General features: G+C 30.7%; 14 protein-coding genes and 1 tRNA gene (1 of these 15 running past the window's edge). 6 read left to right on the top strand and 9 right to left on the bottom strand.

The genetic code is table 11. The annotated features are described in order from the left end of the window. Positions 1-10 precede the first annotated feature (10 nt). The 3 genes from Lupro_RS12210 (at position 11) to Lupro_RS12200 (ending at position 5,379) form a co-directional block, all read left to right on the top strand. Positions 11-1,300, top strand: coding sequence for a SusE domain-containing protein (locus Lupro_RS12210; protein WP_158499573.1), 1,290 nt, complete (start codon positions 11-13; stop codon positions 1,298-1,300). A 102-nt stretch (positions 1,301-1,402) separates the two neighbouring features. Next, positions 1,403-4,675, top strand: a complete 3,273-nt coding sequence (locus tag Lupro_RS12205) for an alpha-amylase family glycosyl hydrolase (protein ID WP_068210787.1) — start codon at positions 1,403-1,405, stop codon at positions 4,673-4,675. A 2-nt stretch (positions 4,676-4,677) separates the two neighbouring features. Continuing rightward, the gene (locus Lupro_RS12200) at positions 4,678-5,379 is read left to right on the top strand and encodes a fibronectin type III domain-containing protein (RefSeq protein WP_068210784.1); all 702 of its coding nucleotides are present in this window, start codon (positions 4,678-4,680) and stop codon (positions 5,377-5,379) included. A gap of 21 nt (positions 5,380-5,400) precedes the next feature. Here Lupro_RS12200 and Lupro_RS12195 read toward each other — a convergent pair whose 3' ends face one another. The 3 genes from Lupro_RS12195 to Lupro_RS12185 all read right to left on the bottom strand — a co-directional run bounded on the left by Lupro_RS12195 (position 5,401) and on the right by Lupro_RS12185 (position 7,391). Continuing rightward, a complete protein-coding gene (locus tag Lupro_RS12195) occupies positions 5,401-6,192 on the bottom strand; it encodes a serine aminopeptidase domain-containing protein (RefSeq protein ID WP_068210781.1) in 792 nt (263 codons plus the stop codon). 21 nt (positions 6,193-6,213) lie between these two features. Beyond that, positions 6,214-6,588 (bottom strand): hypothetical protein, encoded by a 375-nt coding sequence (locus tag Lupro_RS12190; RefSeq protein WP_068210778.1) that lies wholly within the window; start codon positions 6,586-6,588, stop codon positions 6,214-6,216. Positions 6,589-6,668: 80 nt separating this feature from the next. After that, entirely contained in the window at positions 6,669-7,391 is a 723-nt protein-coding gene (locus tag Lupro_RS12185; protein WP_068210777.1) for a hypothetical protein, read from the bottom strand. 280 nt (positions 7,392-7,671) lie between these two features. On the opposite strand from Lupro_RS12185, the gene Lupro_RS12180 reads away from it, so the two are divergent. Next, positions 7,672-7,863 (top strand): cold-shock protein, encoded by a 192-nt coding sequence (locus Lupro_RS12180; protein ID WP_068210774.1) that lies wholly within the window; start codon positions 7,672-7,674, stop codon positions 7,861-7,863. A 345-nt stretch (positions 7,864-8,208) separates the two neighbouring features. Here the strand turns inward: Lupro_RS12180 and Lupro_RS12175 are convergent. From Lupro_RS12175 to nhaD, 6 genes are all read right to left on the bottom strand, one after another. After that, positions 8,209-8,286, bottom strand: a tRNA-Val gene (locus Lupro_RS12175). Between the two features lie 71 nt (positions 8,287-8,357). Further along, positions 8,358-9,575 carry a bifunctional folylpolyglutamate synthase/dihydrofolate synthase gene (locus tag Lupro_RS12170; protein WP_068210771.1) on the bottom strand — a complete coding sequence of 406 codons (1,218 nt, stop codon included), beginning with the start codon at positions 9,573-9,575 and terminating at the stop codon, positions 8,358-8,360. Positions 9,576-9,579: 4 nt separating this feature from the next. Next, positions 9,580-10,461 carry a hypothetical protein gene (locus tag Lupro_RS12165; protein WP_068210768.1) on the bottom strand — a complete coding sequence of 294 codons (882 nt, stop codon included), beginning with the start codon at positions 10,459-10,461 and terminating at the stop codon, positions 9,580-9,582. A gap of 2 nt (positions 10,462-10,463) precedes the next feature. After that, positions 10,464-10,856 carry an ExbD/TolR family protein gene (locus Lupro_RS12160; protein WP_068210764.1) on the bottom strand — a complete coding sequence of 131 codons (393 nt, stop codon included), beginning with the start codon at positions 10,854-10,856 and terminating at the stop codon, positions 10,464-10,466. A gap of 96 nt (positions 10,857-10,952) precedes the next feature. Further along, positions 10,953-11,654: a MotA/TolQ/ExbB proton channel family protein gene (locus Lupro_RS12155; protein ID WP_082703915.1), complete on the bottom strand. Its 702-nt coding sequence runs from the start codon at positions 11,652-11,654 to the stop codon at positions 10,953-10,955. Between the two features lie 77 nt (positions 11,655-11,731). Then, positions 11,732-13,123 (bottom strand): sodium:proton antiporter NhaD, encoded by a 1,392-nt coding sequence (gene nhaD / locus Lupro_RS12150; protein WP_068210761.1) that lies wholly within the window; start codon positions 13,121-13,123, stop codon positions 11,732-11,734. 206 nt (positions 13,124-13,329) lie between these two features. On the opposite strand from nhaD, the gene Lupro_RS12145 reads away from it, so the two are divergent. Further along, complete coding sequence (locus Lupro_RS12145) at positions 13,330-14,661, top strand: aminotransferase class I/II-fold pyridoxal phosphate-dependent enzyme (RefSeq protein ID WP_068210758.1); 1,332 nt, start codon at positions 13,330-13,332, stop codon at positions 14,659-14,661. Between the two features lie 118 nt (positions 14,662-14,779). Continuing rightward, positions 14,780-15,240: the start of an acyl-CoA dehydrogenase gene (locus Lupro_RS12140; RefSeq protein ID WP_068210755.1), read on the top strand. It continues 682 nt past the right edge of the window; only the first 461 of its 1,143 coding nucleotides appear in the window; its start codon is at positions 14,780-14,782; its stop codon lies beyond the right edge, outside the window.

Below are 15,240 nucleotides of genomic sequence, written 5' to 3'. Positions count from 1 at the left end.
AAAAGAAACAATGAAAATATTTTTAAATAACATATTAATTTTATTCGCTACTACTATTTTTTTAGTAGGGTGTAGTAAAGACGATTTAACAGTATTAAACCCTAGTGCTTCTACTACAGTAAGTTTATCTGTAGATGAAGTAGCACTAGATAAAGATAATGCTGGACAAACTGCGTTGACGGTTTCTTGGGATGATCCAAATTACGGTTTTAGTGCTGCAGTAGACTATAAAATAATTTTTACCAATGGTGAGTTTTCTAATTCAGTGGCTGTAGGCAATTCATTATTTAAAGAATTTGAAACTGTTGAATTAAACAAAATTCTTCTTAATTTAGGTTTAGAAGGAAATGTGCCAACTCTTGTCTCAATACAAATAAAAGCTATTTTAAGTGAGTACAAAGAGTTAGAGTCTAACACAACATCTTTAACAGCAACTGCCTATGTAGATAAATTAGATTTATCTACAAGTTGGGGAGTTGTTGGTAGTGCAACTATAAATGGTTGGAATGGCCCTGATATGCCTTTTTATAGAACTAGTAACTCCGATGAATTAGTTGCTTATGTTGCTTTAAATGATGGTGAAATTAAGTTTCGTGAAAATAATGATTGGACTGTAAATTACGGTGATGATGGTAATGATGGTAGCTTAGAACCTGGTGGTGCTAATATACCCGTCTCTGCTGGAAATTACAAAATAGTATTTAATATCGCCAACTTAACATACACTATTGAAGCTTATTCTTGGGGATTAGTAGGTGACGCCACAACAAACGGTTGGGGTGGTCCTGATATGCCTTTAGCTTATGATTCATTTTCAGATACTTGGAAAGCAGTAGTTACTTTAGGTGGTGGTGAAATTAAATTTAGATTTAATAATGACTGGGGACTTAATTATGGTGACGATGGAGGTGATGGGTCTTTAGAGCCTGGTGGAGCTAATATTGCTGTTTCTGCTGGAAATTATTTAGTAACACTAGATTTAAACAATTTAGAATACAGCATTGAACCTATAGATATTTGGGGTATTGTTGGCTCTGCAGCACCAAACGGATGGGGTGGGCCAAATGTTAAATTTACACCTGATTATAGTACAGATGGCGTTTGGGTTTTAAATGGAATAACACTAACCGATGGTGAAATTAAATTTAGAACTAATGATAGCTGGGATGTAAATTATGGCGATGATGGTAATGATGGAACATTGGAACAAAATGGTGCAAATATCCCTGTTTCTGCGGGAACTTACAACATTGTTTTAGATTTTAGTAATCCTGATGCGCCCACATATACAATAAACTAAAATGTTTATTCATTTTAAATAATAAATAAAAATCTGCATAGATAATCTATGCAGATTTTTATTTATCTTTATTTCTATTTGTAATCTCTTAAACTATACAGTATGAAAATAAAACTAATCCTATTTCTTCTTGTTCTACCTATATTTACTTTCTCGCAAATAACAACCAACCCAACTATACCTATAGTAAATAGTGAAATTACTATTATATTTGATGCTACTGGAACTGGATTAGATGGCTATACCGGTGATATTTATGCACACACAGGTGCCACAGTAAACGGTAATCAATGGCAAAATGTAATTGGTTCTTGGGGTGATAATACTACGCAACCACAACTTACAAGAGATGGTTCAAACCCTAATTTATATACGCTTCTTATCTCTCCTGATGTTTTTACATTTTATGGAGTTTCAACTTCTGATACTGTAACAGAATTGAGCTTTGTTTTTAGATCTTCTGATGGAACAAAACAAACAAATCCTGATATTTTTATAGCTATTTATGCCGAAGGATTAAACGTTGCATTTACAAATCCATCAAATCAAAGTGTCTATAATTTGAATGAAGTTATTACAATCTCCGCTGTATCTTCTATTGATGCTAATCTAGAACTTTTTGTAAATAATATTTCACAACAAACCGCTACTGCAACAACTACAATATCAGTAACTTATAATTTAGATTCTTCAGGGTCTCAAACTATAAAAGTAATAGCAACTGCCAATGGAGAAACAAAAGAAACTAGCATTACTGTATATGTAAAAACGCCAACAATAAATAGTACAAAACCAACTGGTTTAAAATATGGCTTAAATAAAAATACTGATAATTCGGTTACTTTTTTATTGCAAGCTCCTCAAAAAACAGATGTTCTCCTTTTGGGTGATTTTAATAACTGGACTTTAGATAATTCCTTCCAAATGGCCAAAGATGGTGATGACTTTTGGATAACTTTAACTGGTTTAGATATTAATACAGAATTTGCTTATCAATATTTGGTAGACTATACCATTAAAGTGGCTGATCCTTATTCAGAAAAAATATTAGATCCAAATAACGACCAATACATACCTTCCACAACATATCCTAATTTAAAAAGCTACCCTGCTGGTTTAACCACAGGAATAGTATCTACTTTTATAATTAATGAACCTATATATACTTGGAATGTTACTAATTTTGAGAAACCAGCAAAAGATAACTTAATCATTTATGAATTACACATAAGAGATTTTACCGAATCTGACTCCTATAATGAAGCCTTAACTCGCCTAGATTATTTAGAATCATTAGGTATAAATGCTATAGAATTAATGCCTATAAGCGAATTTGAAGGAAATGATAGTTGGGGTTACAATCCTTCTTTTCATGGAGCATTAGATAAAGCTTATGGAACAAAAAATGATTTCAAGAAATTTGTAGATGAGTGCCATGCAAGAGGTATTTCCATAATACTTGATGTTGTATATAATCAGGCATTTGGACAAAGCCCATTAGCTCAAATGTATTGGGATAGTGCAAATAATAAACCCGCAGCAGATAATCCTTGGTTAAATACTGATGCAACACATCCTTTTAGTGTTGGTAACGATTTTAATCATGAAAGTATTTATACAAAAAATTATGTAAAACAAACAATGAAGCATTGGATAAACGAATTTAAAATTGATGGTTTTAGAATTGATTTATCTAAAGGATTTACCCAAACAAATAACCCTACTGATGTTGCTGCTTGGGGTAATTATGATGCGTCCAGAATTGCGATTTTAGAAAATTATGCAACTGATATTTGGACAAATACTTCCTCTGACATTTATTTAATTTTAGAACATTTTGCAGATAATTCTGAAGAAACTGTTTTAGCAAATTACGGATTTCTATTATGGGGCAATAGCAACCATAATTACAGCCAAAATACTATGGGTTATGCATCTGACTCAGATATTAGTTCAATGTCTTATCAAGAAAGAGGGTGGAATAATCCAAATCTTGTAGGATATATGGAAAGTCATGATGAAGAACGATTGATGTTCAAAAACCTGAACTTTGGTAATAGTAATGAAAACTATAATGTCAAAAATTTAAATACTGCCTTAGCTAGAGAAGAATTAGCTGGAATGTTCCTTTTTACTATTCCTGGACCAAAAATGATATGGCAATTTGGTGAACTCGGCTACGAAATTAGTATAGATGAAAATGGGCGAACTGGAAGAAAACCAATACACTGGGAATATTTTGATGATGTTAATAGAAAAAATATATATAATGTTTGGTCAACACTTATTGCATTCAAAAAGAAACAACCAGTATTTAATTCAGTTGATTTTAGCTTAAACGTTGGGAATTTAACAAAATCTATTGTATTAAGAGATGCTTCAATGGATGTAGTTATTGTGGGGAATTTTGATATTGTTACTAAAACTATAACCCCGCAATTTACTCAAACAGGCACTTGGTATGAATATTTTACAGGAGTTCAAAAAGAGATATCTAATACTTCTGAATCAGTAACATTAAACCCTGGAGAATACAGGTTATATTCTACAGTAAGATTGTTAGACCCAAGAGGGGGAACAGCTATTGATGATAGTGATGGAGATGGTATTGTTGATACACAAGATCTATGTCCTAATACCCCAACAGGAATAGCTGTAAATACAACGGGATGTCCTATTTTTAGTTTACCCGAGGACAATTTTAATGTTCAAGTAATTAGTGAAACCTGTCCAGATAAAAACAACGGCCAGTTAGTTATCACAGCTCAAACAGTTCAAAATTATGCCGTAACAATTAATGGTACAGCTTATACTTTTACCGATAGTTTAACCGTTGATAGTTTAGCTCCGGGAATGTATAATTTTTGTATTACCGTTACAGGAGAAACCTATGAGCAGTGTTTTGTTGTGGAAGTTATAGCAGGGGTTACCGTATCGGGAAAATCAAGCGTAAGTTCAAATAGAGCCACCATAGAGATAGCAGAAGGCACGGCACCATTTATTATTTATGTAAATGGGCAAGAGGTATTGGAAACAAACTCACCGGTATTTAATGTTGAAGTAAAACACGGAGATTTATTAGAGGTAAAAACGTCAAAATCTTGTGAGGGGGTTTACAGTAAAACAATAGCATTATTAGAAGGTATTGTTGCATATCCAAATCCAACAAGTGGTGTTTTAGAGATAGCCTTACCAGTTTCACAGAAAGAGGTAACAATAAGTTTGTACAGTATCCATTCACAATTAATATCAAGAAAGGTATATCCAATAATAAATGGAAAAGTACAGTTAAATATCGCAAACAAACCAATAGGGTTGTATATAGTAAAAGTACAATTAGATAAACCTGTAACCCTTAAAATTATAAAACAATAGAAATGAAAAAATTTATATTCACACTTGTATTAGGTACAGTTTTATGGTCTTGTGGCGGAAGCGGAGGAGATACTCCACCTCCACCACCACCTCCTGCAAACAAAGCACCAACAACACCTACATTGGTTTATCCAACAAATAATTTATTGTGTATTAATAATGTGTTGGATTTTAATTGGAATGCCGCAACAGATCCTGAGGGAGATACTATTACTTATCAGGTACAGGTAGCAACAGATGCTAATTTTACACAAATAGTACATACGGTATCTGAAACTAATACACTAAGAACACTTTCTTTAGAAAAAGGGATTGCTTATTATTGGAGAGTAAGGGCTACAGATAGTAAAAATTTATCAAGTGATTACTCAAGTACGAACCAATTCTATACAGAGGGTAATGGTGTTTCAAATTACTTGCCATTTTCACCAGTACTGGTATCACCAAGTTTAAATACAACAGAAACAGGCACAACTACAACATTACAATGGACTGCAAGTGACGTTGATACTTCAGATACCTTAACATACGATGTTTATTTTGATACGGTTAACCCTCCTGTGACAATGGAGTCTTCAAATTTAACTACAAATAGCTTAAATGTAAGTTTAACAGCTTCTACCAATTACTATTGGAAAGTGGTAGTAAAAGATGATAAAGGAGGCCAAACCATTGGGCAAATCTGGAACTTTGTAACCGACTGATAATTATAGGTTATGTTTACCCTATTGTTCTTTTAAGAAACTACTAAAAGACTGCCAATAATTTTCGTTCCCAACTGTTGAACTCCACAGTGCCTTTGAGCCATGAATACCATTAACAATTGGCTTGTAATGAGTCACATTTATAGGTTTTATTAAAGAAACTAACACTTCTAGTTTGGGTATTTCCTTTTTTGAAGAAGTAACAAAAATAGGTTTGTCAATATTTTTAATAGCGTTTTTAACATCAATAGATTTGTAATATTCACCTGGACTAAAGGCAACAATGGCTTTTACTTTTTTAGAAGCACCTCCTATTAACAATGCTAAAGTAGCTGAATATGAGCTACCTACAAGAATAATTGGCTGATGGTCATTTATTTCATACATATAATCTATGGCTGCTTCAATATCTTGTTTTGCATCTAAATAATTTGTTGGTAATTTTCTATTTTTAGCCGCCAATGCAGTTTCATTTACAACTCCATTTACCTCTTTTCCTGACCTCTGATCAATTGCAATACTTGAGAAACCTAATTCCATTAATTTCAATGCAGTCTCTTTATATTCTCCTCTACTAAACCCTGCTTGATGACATAACAAAATGGTTGGTTTTATATTATTTACCTCATAAATATCAGCTGTAATTGGTAAGCTATCCTTAGTAGCATAAATAATTGTTTTTACTATGTAAATATTAGGAGTTTCTTGTTCTTTTAGTATTCCATTATTAACTATTTTAAGGTCTTTCTTTTTAGAAGAAAGATTACAAGAAATAAACAACAAGCTAATAATAGTAATAAAAAAATATTGCATAAATCAGTATATGATTTTAAGTTAAAACATCAAAATTCCTGCAGCTAAAGATAACACACCAATACCAATACCTATAACATTATTACCTGCTGATACTTTTTCATTGTGGTACTGTACATCTTTTATTTCGGTTGTTTTAAGGAGTGTTCTCAATTTCTCTTCTTCCTTATAATAAATACCATAATAATCATCACCTATTGATTCTATAGCATCATAAATATATTTATCTCCGTTTAGCATTGTTATTTTTAAATAGCTCTTTTTCTCACTATTAGCGGCTTCATCAACAGTGATAGAATCCTCATAAACTTTGCACCCTTGGAACAAAATAAATAGGAAACCCAATACTAATAATTTAAAAGAACCTTTTCTAGCAAAAAAATTTAATCTTAACATAGAATAAAATTTTGTATTAATTTTTTTTTTACAATTTACATTATTTTTAATAAATATAAAAACATCATTTAATATTTAATTTAATCATCAAAAAAGAAGTTGTGTATTTTAATAATTTCACTTCTTCCTATCTGAACTAAATCTCTTGTTTCTTTAAGAAAAATACCTAAAGATTTTTCATTATATATAAGTTTCATTGCATCTGAATAGTCAGTTACAACATACATATCACCAGATAATTTAAAAAATGGTATAGAAAGTTTACTTCTAGTTTTCACTCCTTTATTTACAATTTTCCCTGTCCTTAATATTGCTTTAATCGTATTCATATCTTTCTCATTGGATGCTACTTTTACATATGAAGTCATCATATTCATCCATTCAGTTTCATCAATTAAATACCACCTAACTTTTTCAAAATTAATCCCCTGTTCACTAATCCATCCATGGCTTGTAAAACCAAATAGAACCTGTTTTTTACCATTTAAAATTGGTTTATCTTGTGGTTCAAACTCTTGAATATTAAATAAAATTACAGATACAGAAGACATATCTTTTAATTTTTTACCTTCAAAATCAAGTGTTTTTAATGAAAAACTAGTCAATTTTGGCCGATTTGACAATACCCATTGAGTTGCTGTTAATTCTGCTCTTTCCTGCATTTGTTTAACCGCAGCTATTCCGGCTCCTATAGCAAGAAGTCCTGCTGCTGCAATAGCAACACCTGTGCCTTTTTTTTGAGCCTCAGCTTTATTGGGAATTAACATTGATATAGCCAATAGAAATATCATTATCTTTTTCATAACATTTTATTTTTTTAATATTTAAATCCTAATGTAAACAGTTTTAACCTAATAGTTAGTGATTTTTATCATCTCAATAATTAAGTGTATATAAATTGATACTCTCATTCATTATTCGGTGATTTTTGGGTATAAAAAATCACGTAATTTCTTGCAGTACTTCTAACCTATAAGCAATGAAAGATTACAAAAATCATTCATCTTTTTAAATAACTTACTCCCAATGCAATAAAATTAGATACAAAACTATATATTTGTACCCTAAATAAAATTTTTAATTATGAGTAACGGAACAGTAAAATTTTTTAATAATTCTAAAGGATTTGGATTCATTACCCCAGAAGAAGGTAACAAAGATGTATTTGTACATGTAAATGGGCTAATTGATGAAATCAATGAGGGAGACAAAGTTAGCTTTGATGTAGAAGAAAGCCCAAAAGGATTGAACGCAATAAATGTTAAAGTAATTTAATTTATTACTTCTAACTTATTTGTAAAAAAGCCTGTCGTAATTGATAGGCTTTTTTTTTATTAAATTTTAAGCAAAAAAAAGCTCACTAAAAATAGTGTGATTCTATTTTTGTTAGTCAATAGGTATTTTCATTGTTTGTTAATTTTTAGTTTTACCTAAAAGAAACAGTATTCTTATTTTATATGTATTCAGAATTGTATTTTTTTTTGATGCTTTTCTGGGTATCTAATTCTAAAGCAAATTGTATATTTTAAGAAATATTGTAAAAATTAATTTCTATCAAAATCAATAATTTAGCTAAATTTAATGTATAAAAAAAGCTTCCATAAATGGAAGCTTAAATCTTGGTGGGCAATGAGGGATTCGAACCCCCGACCCCCTCGGTGTAAACGAGGTGCTCTGAACCAACTGAGCTAATTGCCCTAAGCGGATGCAAATATATAACTTGATTTCTTATTACACAACGATTTTTTGTAAAAAATTGAAATAAAAAATCAAACGACTTCTGCAACAACAAAAGTGCTACCTCCTATAAAAATTAAATCGTTACTTCCAGCAATTTTCAAAGCAGATTTGTATGCTTCATCAACCGAAATATAAGCTTCACCTTTCAATTTAAATTTTAAACATTCCCTTTTTAATGTTTCAGCATCAAATCCTCGTGGTATGTTTGGTTTGCAAAAATAGTACATTGCATTTTTTGGGAATAAAGGTAATATTGTAGTTAAATCTTTATCATTTACAACTCCTAAAACAATGTGAAGTTTTTCAAATATTTCTTGTTTTAACTGTCTAAAAACATATAGTAACCCTTCTTTATTATGTCCTGTATCACATATTACTTTTGGGTGTGCTCTTAATTGTTGCCACCTACCTAAAAGTCCAGTGTTTACAGTAATATTTTGCATCCCATTTTTAATATTTTCTTCAGAAATAATATATCCTTTATCCTTCATAATATTTAAAGTTTTGATAGCTGTTTTAATATTATGAATTTGATAAATTCCTTTTAAATCAGATGGATATATCTTTTTAATTGTAGAAGAAGCCAAAAATAAAGATGCCTTTTTTTCTTGTGCAATTTTTTTAAAAACAGGAAATGTTTCTTTATGAAACTCTCCTATTACAACAGGAATTTTTTGTTTAATAATACCTGCTTTTTCAAAAGCAATTTCAGGTAATGTTTCCCCTAAAAACTGTGTATGATCTAACCCTATATTTGTAATAACAGATACTTCTGGAGTAATAATGTTTGTAGAGTCTAACCTTCCTCCTAACCCTACTTCAATTAGTGCTATATCAACCTTTTGTTTTGCAAAATAATCAAATGCTAAACCCACAGTCATTTCAAAAAAAGAAAGTTTGTTACTTTTTAAAAAAGATTTATTCTTTTTGATAAAATTTATAACATCAATTTTTCGAATTACTTTTCCATTAATTTTAATACGCTCTCTAAAATCTTTTAAATGAGGTGAAGTATATAAACCTACTTTATAACCTGCTTCTTGTAGTACAGAAGCTATCATATGACTTGTAGATCCTTTTCCGTTAGTTCCTGCCACGTGAATTGACTTAAACTTTTTTTCAGGATAATTAAGATGTTTTGAAAAAGCTAAACTATTGGTTAAATCTTTTTTAAATGCTGTTTTACCTTGCCTTTGAAACATTGGCAATTGTGAAAACATCCAATCAATAGTTTCTATATATTTCATAAAATTATTGAGAAAGTGAAAACCTGTATTTTATGGTACCTACTTGTTTTGAAGGCGCATTGGTATCTGGCTGCCATGTTGTTTTTAAAGCTGCTTCTTTAGCCTGAATTAATAAACATTGAGCTGTATTTGTAGATCCTTTAACTCCTGGTGTTGCTTTTATAACTTTCCCGTAAGTATTAACTTCTATTCTAACTACTACCAAACCTTCTTCATTACAAATATAGTTAGGCTTTGGACGATTTATAGGTTTTCTATTTCCTAGATTGTAATCTCCATTTCCACCACCGCCGCCATTTCCATAATATCCATTGGCATTTAGAGCTCCATTACTGTTGCCTTTATCTCCAGCTTTATTATCATTTCCTTCTCCTCCTGTTGCTGTTCCATTAGAATTGTTAATTCCTCCTATTAGAGCATCTAATTTTTTTCTTTTGGCATCTTCTTCAGCTTTCTTTTTAGCAATAGCTGCTTGCTTAATTCTTTCAACTCTTTCTTTTTCGAATTGGACTTTTTTTGCAATTGCATCAGCCTTTTTTTTTGCTTCCTTTGCTTTCTTTATAGCAATTGCTTCTTCATTATTTTGAGTTACTACTTCTTCTGATACTTCAGGCTCCTTTTCTGTAGCTTCAGATTCAATTATTTTTTCTTGTTTTTCCGCTACCTCAATTATTTTTTCTTCTGAAACTTTTTTTAAAGGCTCTTTAGGTTGAACATTTCCCATACCCACATTTGATGTTCCAAAGTTTATAGCAATACCATATTCTTCTGGAGGATCTAAATAAGTCATCCCAAGAAAAAAAATAGAAACTAATAATAAACTCATTATTACACTTGTAAGTGCTGCTGATTTTCTTTTATTTTTTGTATTTAAAAATCGATTCATTTTTATTTAGGACGAACTGCCAATATTATTTTATATCTATTACGGTTTGCTATATCCATAATTTTTACTGCTTTTTCAATGGGCACACCTTCTTCAGCTCTTAAAACTATGGTTGGATTTTGTTTCTTTGATAATAACTTCAACAAGTTTTGCTCCAATTTAGATTCTTTAACTTTTTTATTATCAATATAATACAATAATTTTTTGGTTATACTTACTGAAACAGATTTTTTATTTTCTGTTTTACCACTTGCCTTAGGCAATAAAATATCTAATGCGCTTGTTGTAACCAACGTTGAAGTAATCATAAAAAATATGAGTAGCAAAAACACAATATCCGTCATAGACGACATATTAAAATTTGGATTTATTTTATTTCTACCTCTAATATCCATACTTATTTTTGTTGAAGTGTTTATTTGTTTAATCGTTTAAATATAACTGCTGAATTGCTTGTTAAACATTTCAACTTTTAAACAATTACACATAAATTAAATAGGTTCATTCAATAAATCTAGAAATTCAACCGATTTAGCTTCCATTTCATAAACAACTTTATTGGTTCTTACCACCAAATGGTTATATTGAACATATGAAATAATCCCTACAACAAGTCCCGCAACAGTTGTAGTCATTGCTGTGTATAACCCATCAGATAACATTTTAATATCTATTTGTCCTCCAGCATTCGCAATTTCATGAATGGCAACAATCATTCCAATTACCGTTCCTAAAAAACCTATCATAGGAGCTGCTCCTGCAATTGTTGCTAATACACTTACATTTTTTTCTAATTTATAAATTTCTAATCGCCCTGCATTTTCAATGGCGGTATGAATATCGGCCAAAGGTTTTCCAATTCGTGTTATACCTTTTTCAATTAAACGAGAAGCGGGTGAATTTACCTGTGCACATAGAACTTTTGCTGCATCTAATTTTCCGTGAATAACATAATCTCTAATCTTGTTCATAAAATTGCTATCGGTTTTTGAAGCTGCTTTTATAGTAAAAAAGCGTTCAAAATAAATGTAAAGTGCAACAACTAATAAAACAACTAATAACGCAATAATAATTTGACCTCCTAAACCTCCATCCATTATTAGGTTGTAAATAGACAATGTTTTCTCTTGAGATGTTTCATCTTCAACAATATTTTGTGAAGAATTAGCCATCTGCTGAATACCAATAAGCATATAATAATTTTTTAAATTCTATAAAGTATGAAACGATAGATTCTTTCGAAAATTGTACAATCTATTTAAAGTTAAATTTATAAGGACTCCATAAATAATAACAATATATAGCCTAGAACGTAACCCACAACTGCCAACCAAGATATTTTTTTCATATACCAAATAAAGTCAATTTTCTCCATTCCCATTGCAGCTACACCTGCTGCAGAACCAATTATTAACATACTACCACCTGTACCAGCAGCATAAGCTATTAAATGCCAAACACTTGCGTCCATTGGCGCATCATACATACCCATAGAAGCTGCTACCAAGGGTACGTTATCTATAATTGCTGAAAGAACTCCTAAAATAGATATCACAATAGCTTGATTTGGAATAGCTTGATTAAGCATTTCGGCCAAATAGCGTAATGTGCCAACAGAAGTAAGTTGCCCATCAATCATAACAGTTCCATAAACTAATGATTCTAAAGCCGCTACTGCCATTAAAATTCCTAAGAAAAATAAAATACTTGACATTTCAATACGTGATAACGCCTTATGTGCAGAATATAAATGTCTTCTTTCTTTAGAAAAATCCTCCTCAGGATGTATAAATTCAGAAACAAGCCAAACAACACTTAATCCCAACATCATTCCTAAATATGGTGGTAAATGTGTAACAGTTTTAAAAACAGGTACAAATAATATCATTCCTATTCCAAGAAATAACATAGTTTTACTACTCAATAAATTTTCTGATGCTTTTTCCTCTTCACTAATTTTTACTTCTTTTATTTTCCCTTTAAATGCAGGTATAAACATAGTTGCTAATGCTACTGGCACAATAAGGTTTACTAATGATGGTAAAAATAACCGTTCAACTAAATGTAATGCCGAAGTGCGTTTTCCAATCCAAAGCATTGTTGTAGTAACATCACCAATAGGAGACCAGGCTCCACCTGCATTTGCAGCAATAACTATTAAACCTGCAAACCAAAGACGATCTTGTTTGTTTGGTATTAGTTTTCTTAGTAGGGTTACAAGAACAATTGTGGATGTTAAGTTATCTATAACAGCTGAAAGGAAAAAAGCTAATACAGCAATTATCCATAGTAACCTTGTTTTACTTTTGGTAGTAACCCAACCTTTTAAAATTTCAAAACCTCTATGTAAATCAATAATTTCAACTATAGTCATTGCTCCAATTAAAAACACTAAAATCTCAGCTGTTTTTCCTAAATGATGCAATAATAAATTAGCAAACCCTTCCTCTGCATGTTCATCAATAACACCATTTACGGCTTTAAAAGTTTCCTCATGCCCATCTATTAAAGTTAACCAACCCTGATGAAAACCAATTGCTAATAAAGCCCACATAAAGGCTGCCATAAATAATGCTGGAACCGTTTTATCTAATTTCAAAGGATGCTCTAATGTAATGGATAAATAACCCAATACAAAAACAAGTATAATTATTGATGTCATAATTTAAATTTAAATTTCGATAAATATATAAAATTTTAGAGAAAAGAACCTTTATAATTTTTCTATATTCCATAAATAATCTAATACTTGTTAACTGTATATTATTTATTAAATAATTCAGTAAAAGATTGAAAATATAAAGTTAATTCCTTAAACTTACACTAAAAGTTTACAAAGCATTAACACTCTCTTTAAATCAAGCTGAAATGACTCTTATAAAAAACAAATATACACCTATAAATTATGATATTGTAAAAGCTGAAATTGAAATATCTGGGATTAAAAATATTGGCAAATCATCTATAAGAGAGCTAGTTAGATTAGTTAATAATATTGAAGACAACTCTAATGAAAAATTTATAAGAATGGAAATGGGGGTCCCTGGTTTAGCATCTCCCACAATTGGCACAAATGCCGAAATAACGGCTTTAAAAAATGGCGTTGCTTCTAAATACCCTATGATTGATGGAATTGCACATTTGAAAGATGAAATTTCTCTTTTTGTTAAAAACTTTTTAAATATTGATGTAGATAGAAAGGGTTGTATTCCAACGGTTGGATCTATGCAAGGTGGCTTTGCTTCCTTTTTAATGATAAACAAATTAAATAAAAAAAAGGATACTGTTTTATTTATTGACCCTGGATTTCCAGTACAAAAACAGCAATTAGAAATTTTAGAACAAAAATATGAAACTTTTGATGTGTATAATTTTCGTGGTGAAGCATTAAAAGAAAAGTTAGAATCCTATTTAAAGAAAGGAAATATCTCTTCAATTATTTATTCAAATCCTAATAACCCTTCTTGGATTTGTTTCTCAGAAAAAGAACTAAAAATAATTGCTGATTTAGCTATTAAATACAATATCATTGTTATTGAAGATTTGGCTTATCTCGCCATGGATTTTAGAAAAGATTATTCAAAACCAGGAAAACCACCTTATCAGCCATCAGTAGCTAATTACACCAATAATTGGATTTTATTAATTTCAAGTTCAAAAATATTTTCTTACGCAGGGCAACGCGTTGGTATGATGGTTATAAGCGACCAACTATTTAATAAAAAATACTCTCAGTTAGAAAAAAAACTAGGAAACCCTCTGTTTGGTTATAACCTCATTTACAAAGTATTATATGCTTTATCTTCTGGTGTAACTCACTCTGCTCAATACGGTTTAGCCGCAATGTTGAATGCCGTTAATATTGGTTCTTTTAATTTTGTTGAACAAGTAAAAGAATATGGAAGAAGAGCTAAGGTTATGAAAAAAATATTTATTGAAAATGGGTTTACAATTGTATATGATAAAGATGAAGACAAACCTCTAGCTGATGGATTTTATTTCACATTTTCATATAAAAACATGAATGGAGATGAATTGTTAGAAAGGCTGTTATACTATGGTATTTCAGCTATTTCCTTGGCTATTACAGGAAGTGAGCATACTGAAGGTTTACGCGCTTGTGTTTCCCAAACAAAACCATCCCAGTTTAAAGATTTAGAATTTAGGCTAAAACAGTTTCACAAACATTACCCCAACTAAAATGGCTATTTTAACCAATTACAATAACCTTTAAGATTTTACATATTTAGCAAAATTTAAGTCATAAAAGGCTTATATTTGAAAAAAATTAAATTATTATTTAAACCTGTTAGTAATTATGGATTTTAATTTAACTGAAGAACACATAATGATTCGCGATGCCGCTCGCGATTTTGCACAAAATGAACTATTACCAGGAGTAATTGAACGAGACGAAAAACAACAATTCCCTACCGAACAAGTCAAAAAAATGGGAGAACTTGGATTCTTAGGGATGATGGTTGACCCTAAATACGGAGGAAGCGGTTTAGATACTGTTTCATACGTTTTAGCTATGGAAGAAATTTCTAAAATTGATGCATCTGCTTCAGTTGTAATGTCTGTAAATAATTCACTCGTTTGCTGGGGACTTGAAACTTTTGGCACTGAAGAACAAAAACAAAAATATTTAGTACCACTAGCAAAAGGTGAAATAATTGGAGCTTTTTGTTTAAGTGAACCTGAAGCAGGATCTGACGCTACTTCACAACGTACAACAGCTATTGATAAAGGAGACCTTTACTTAATTAACGGAACAAA

The organism is Lutibacter profundi, from assembly GCF_001543325.1.
Lineage (GTDB): Bacteria > Bacteroidota > Bacteroidia > Flavobacteriales > Flavobacteriaceae > Lutibacter > Lutibacter profundi.
Note: the sequence above shows the minus strand (reverse complement) of the source record. Positions and strands in the feature narration are given on the sequence as shown.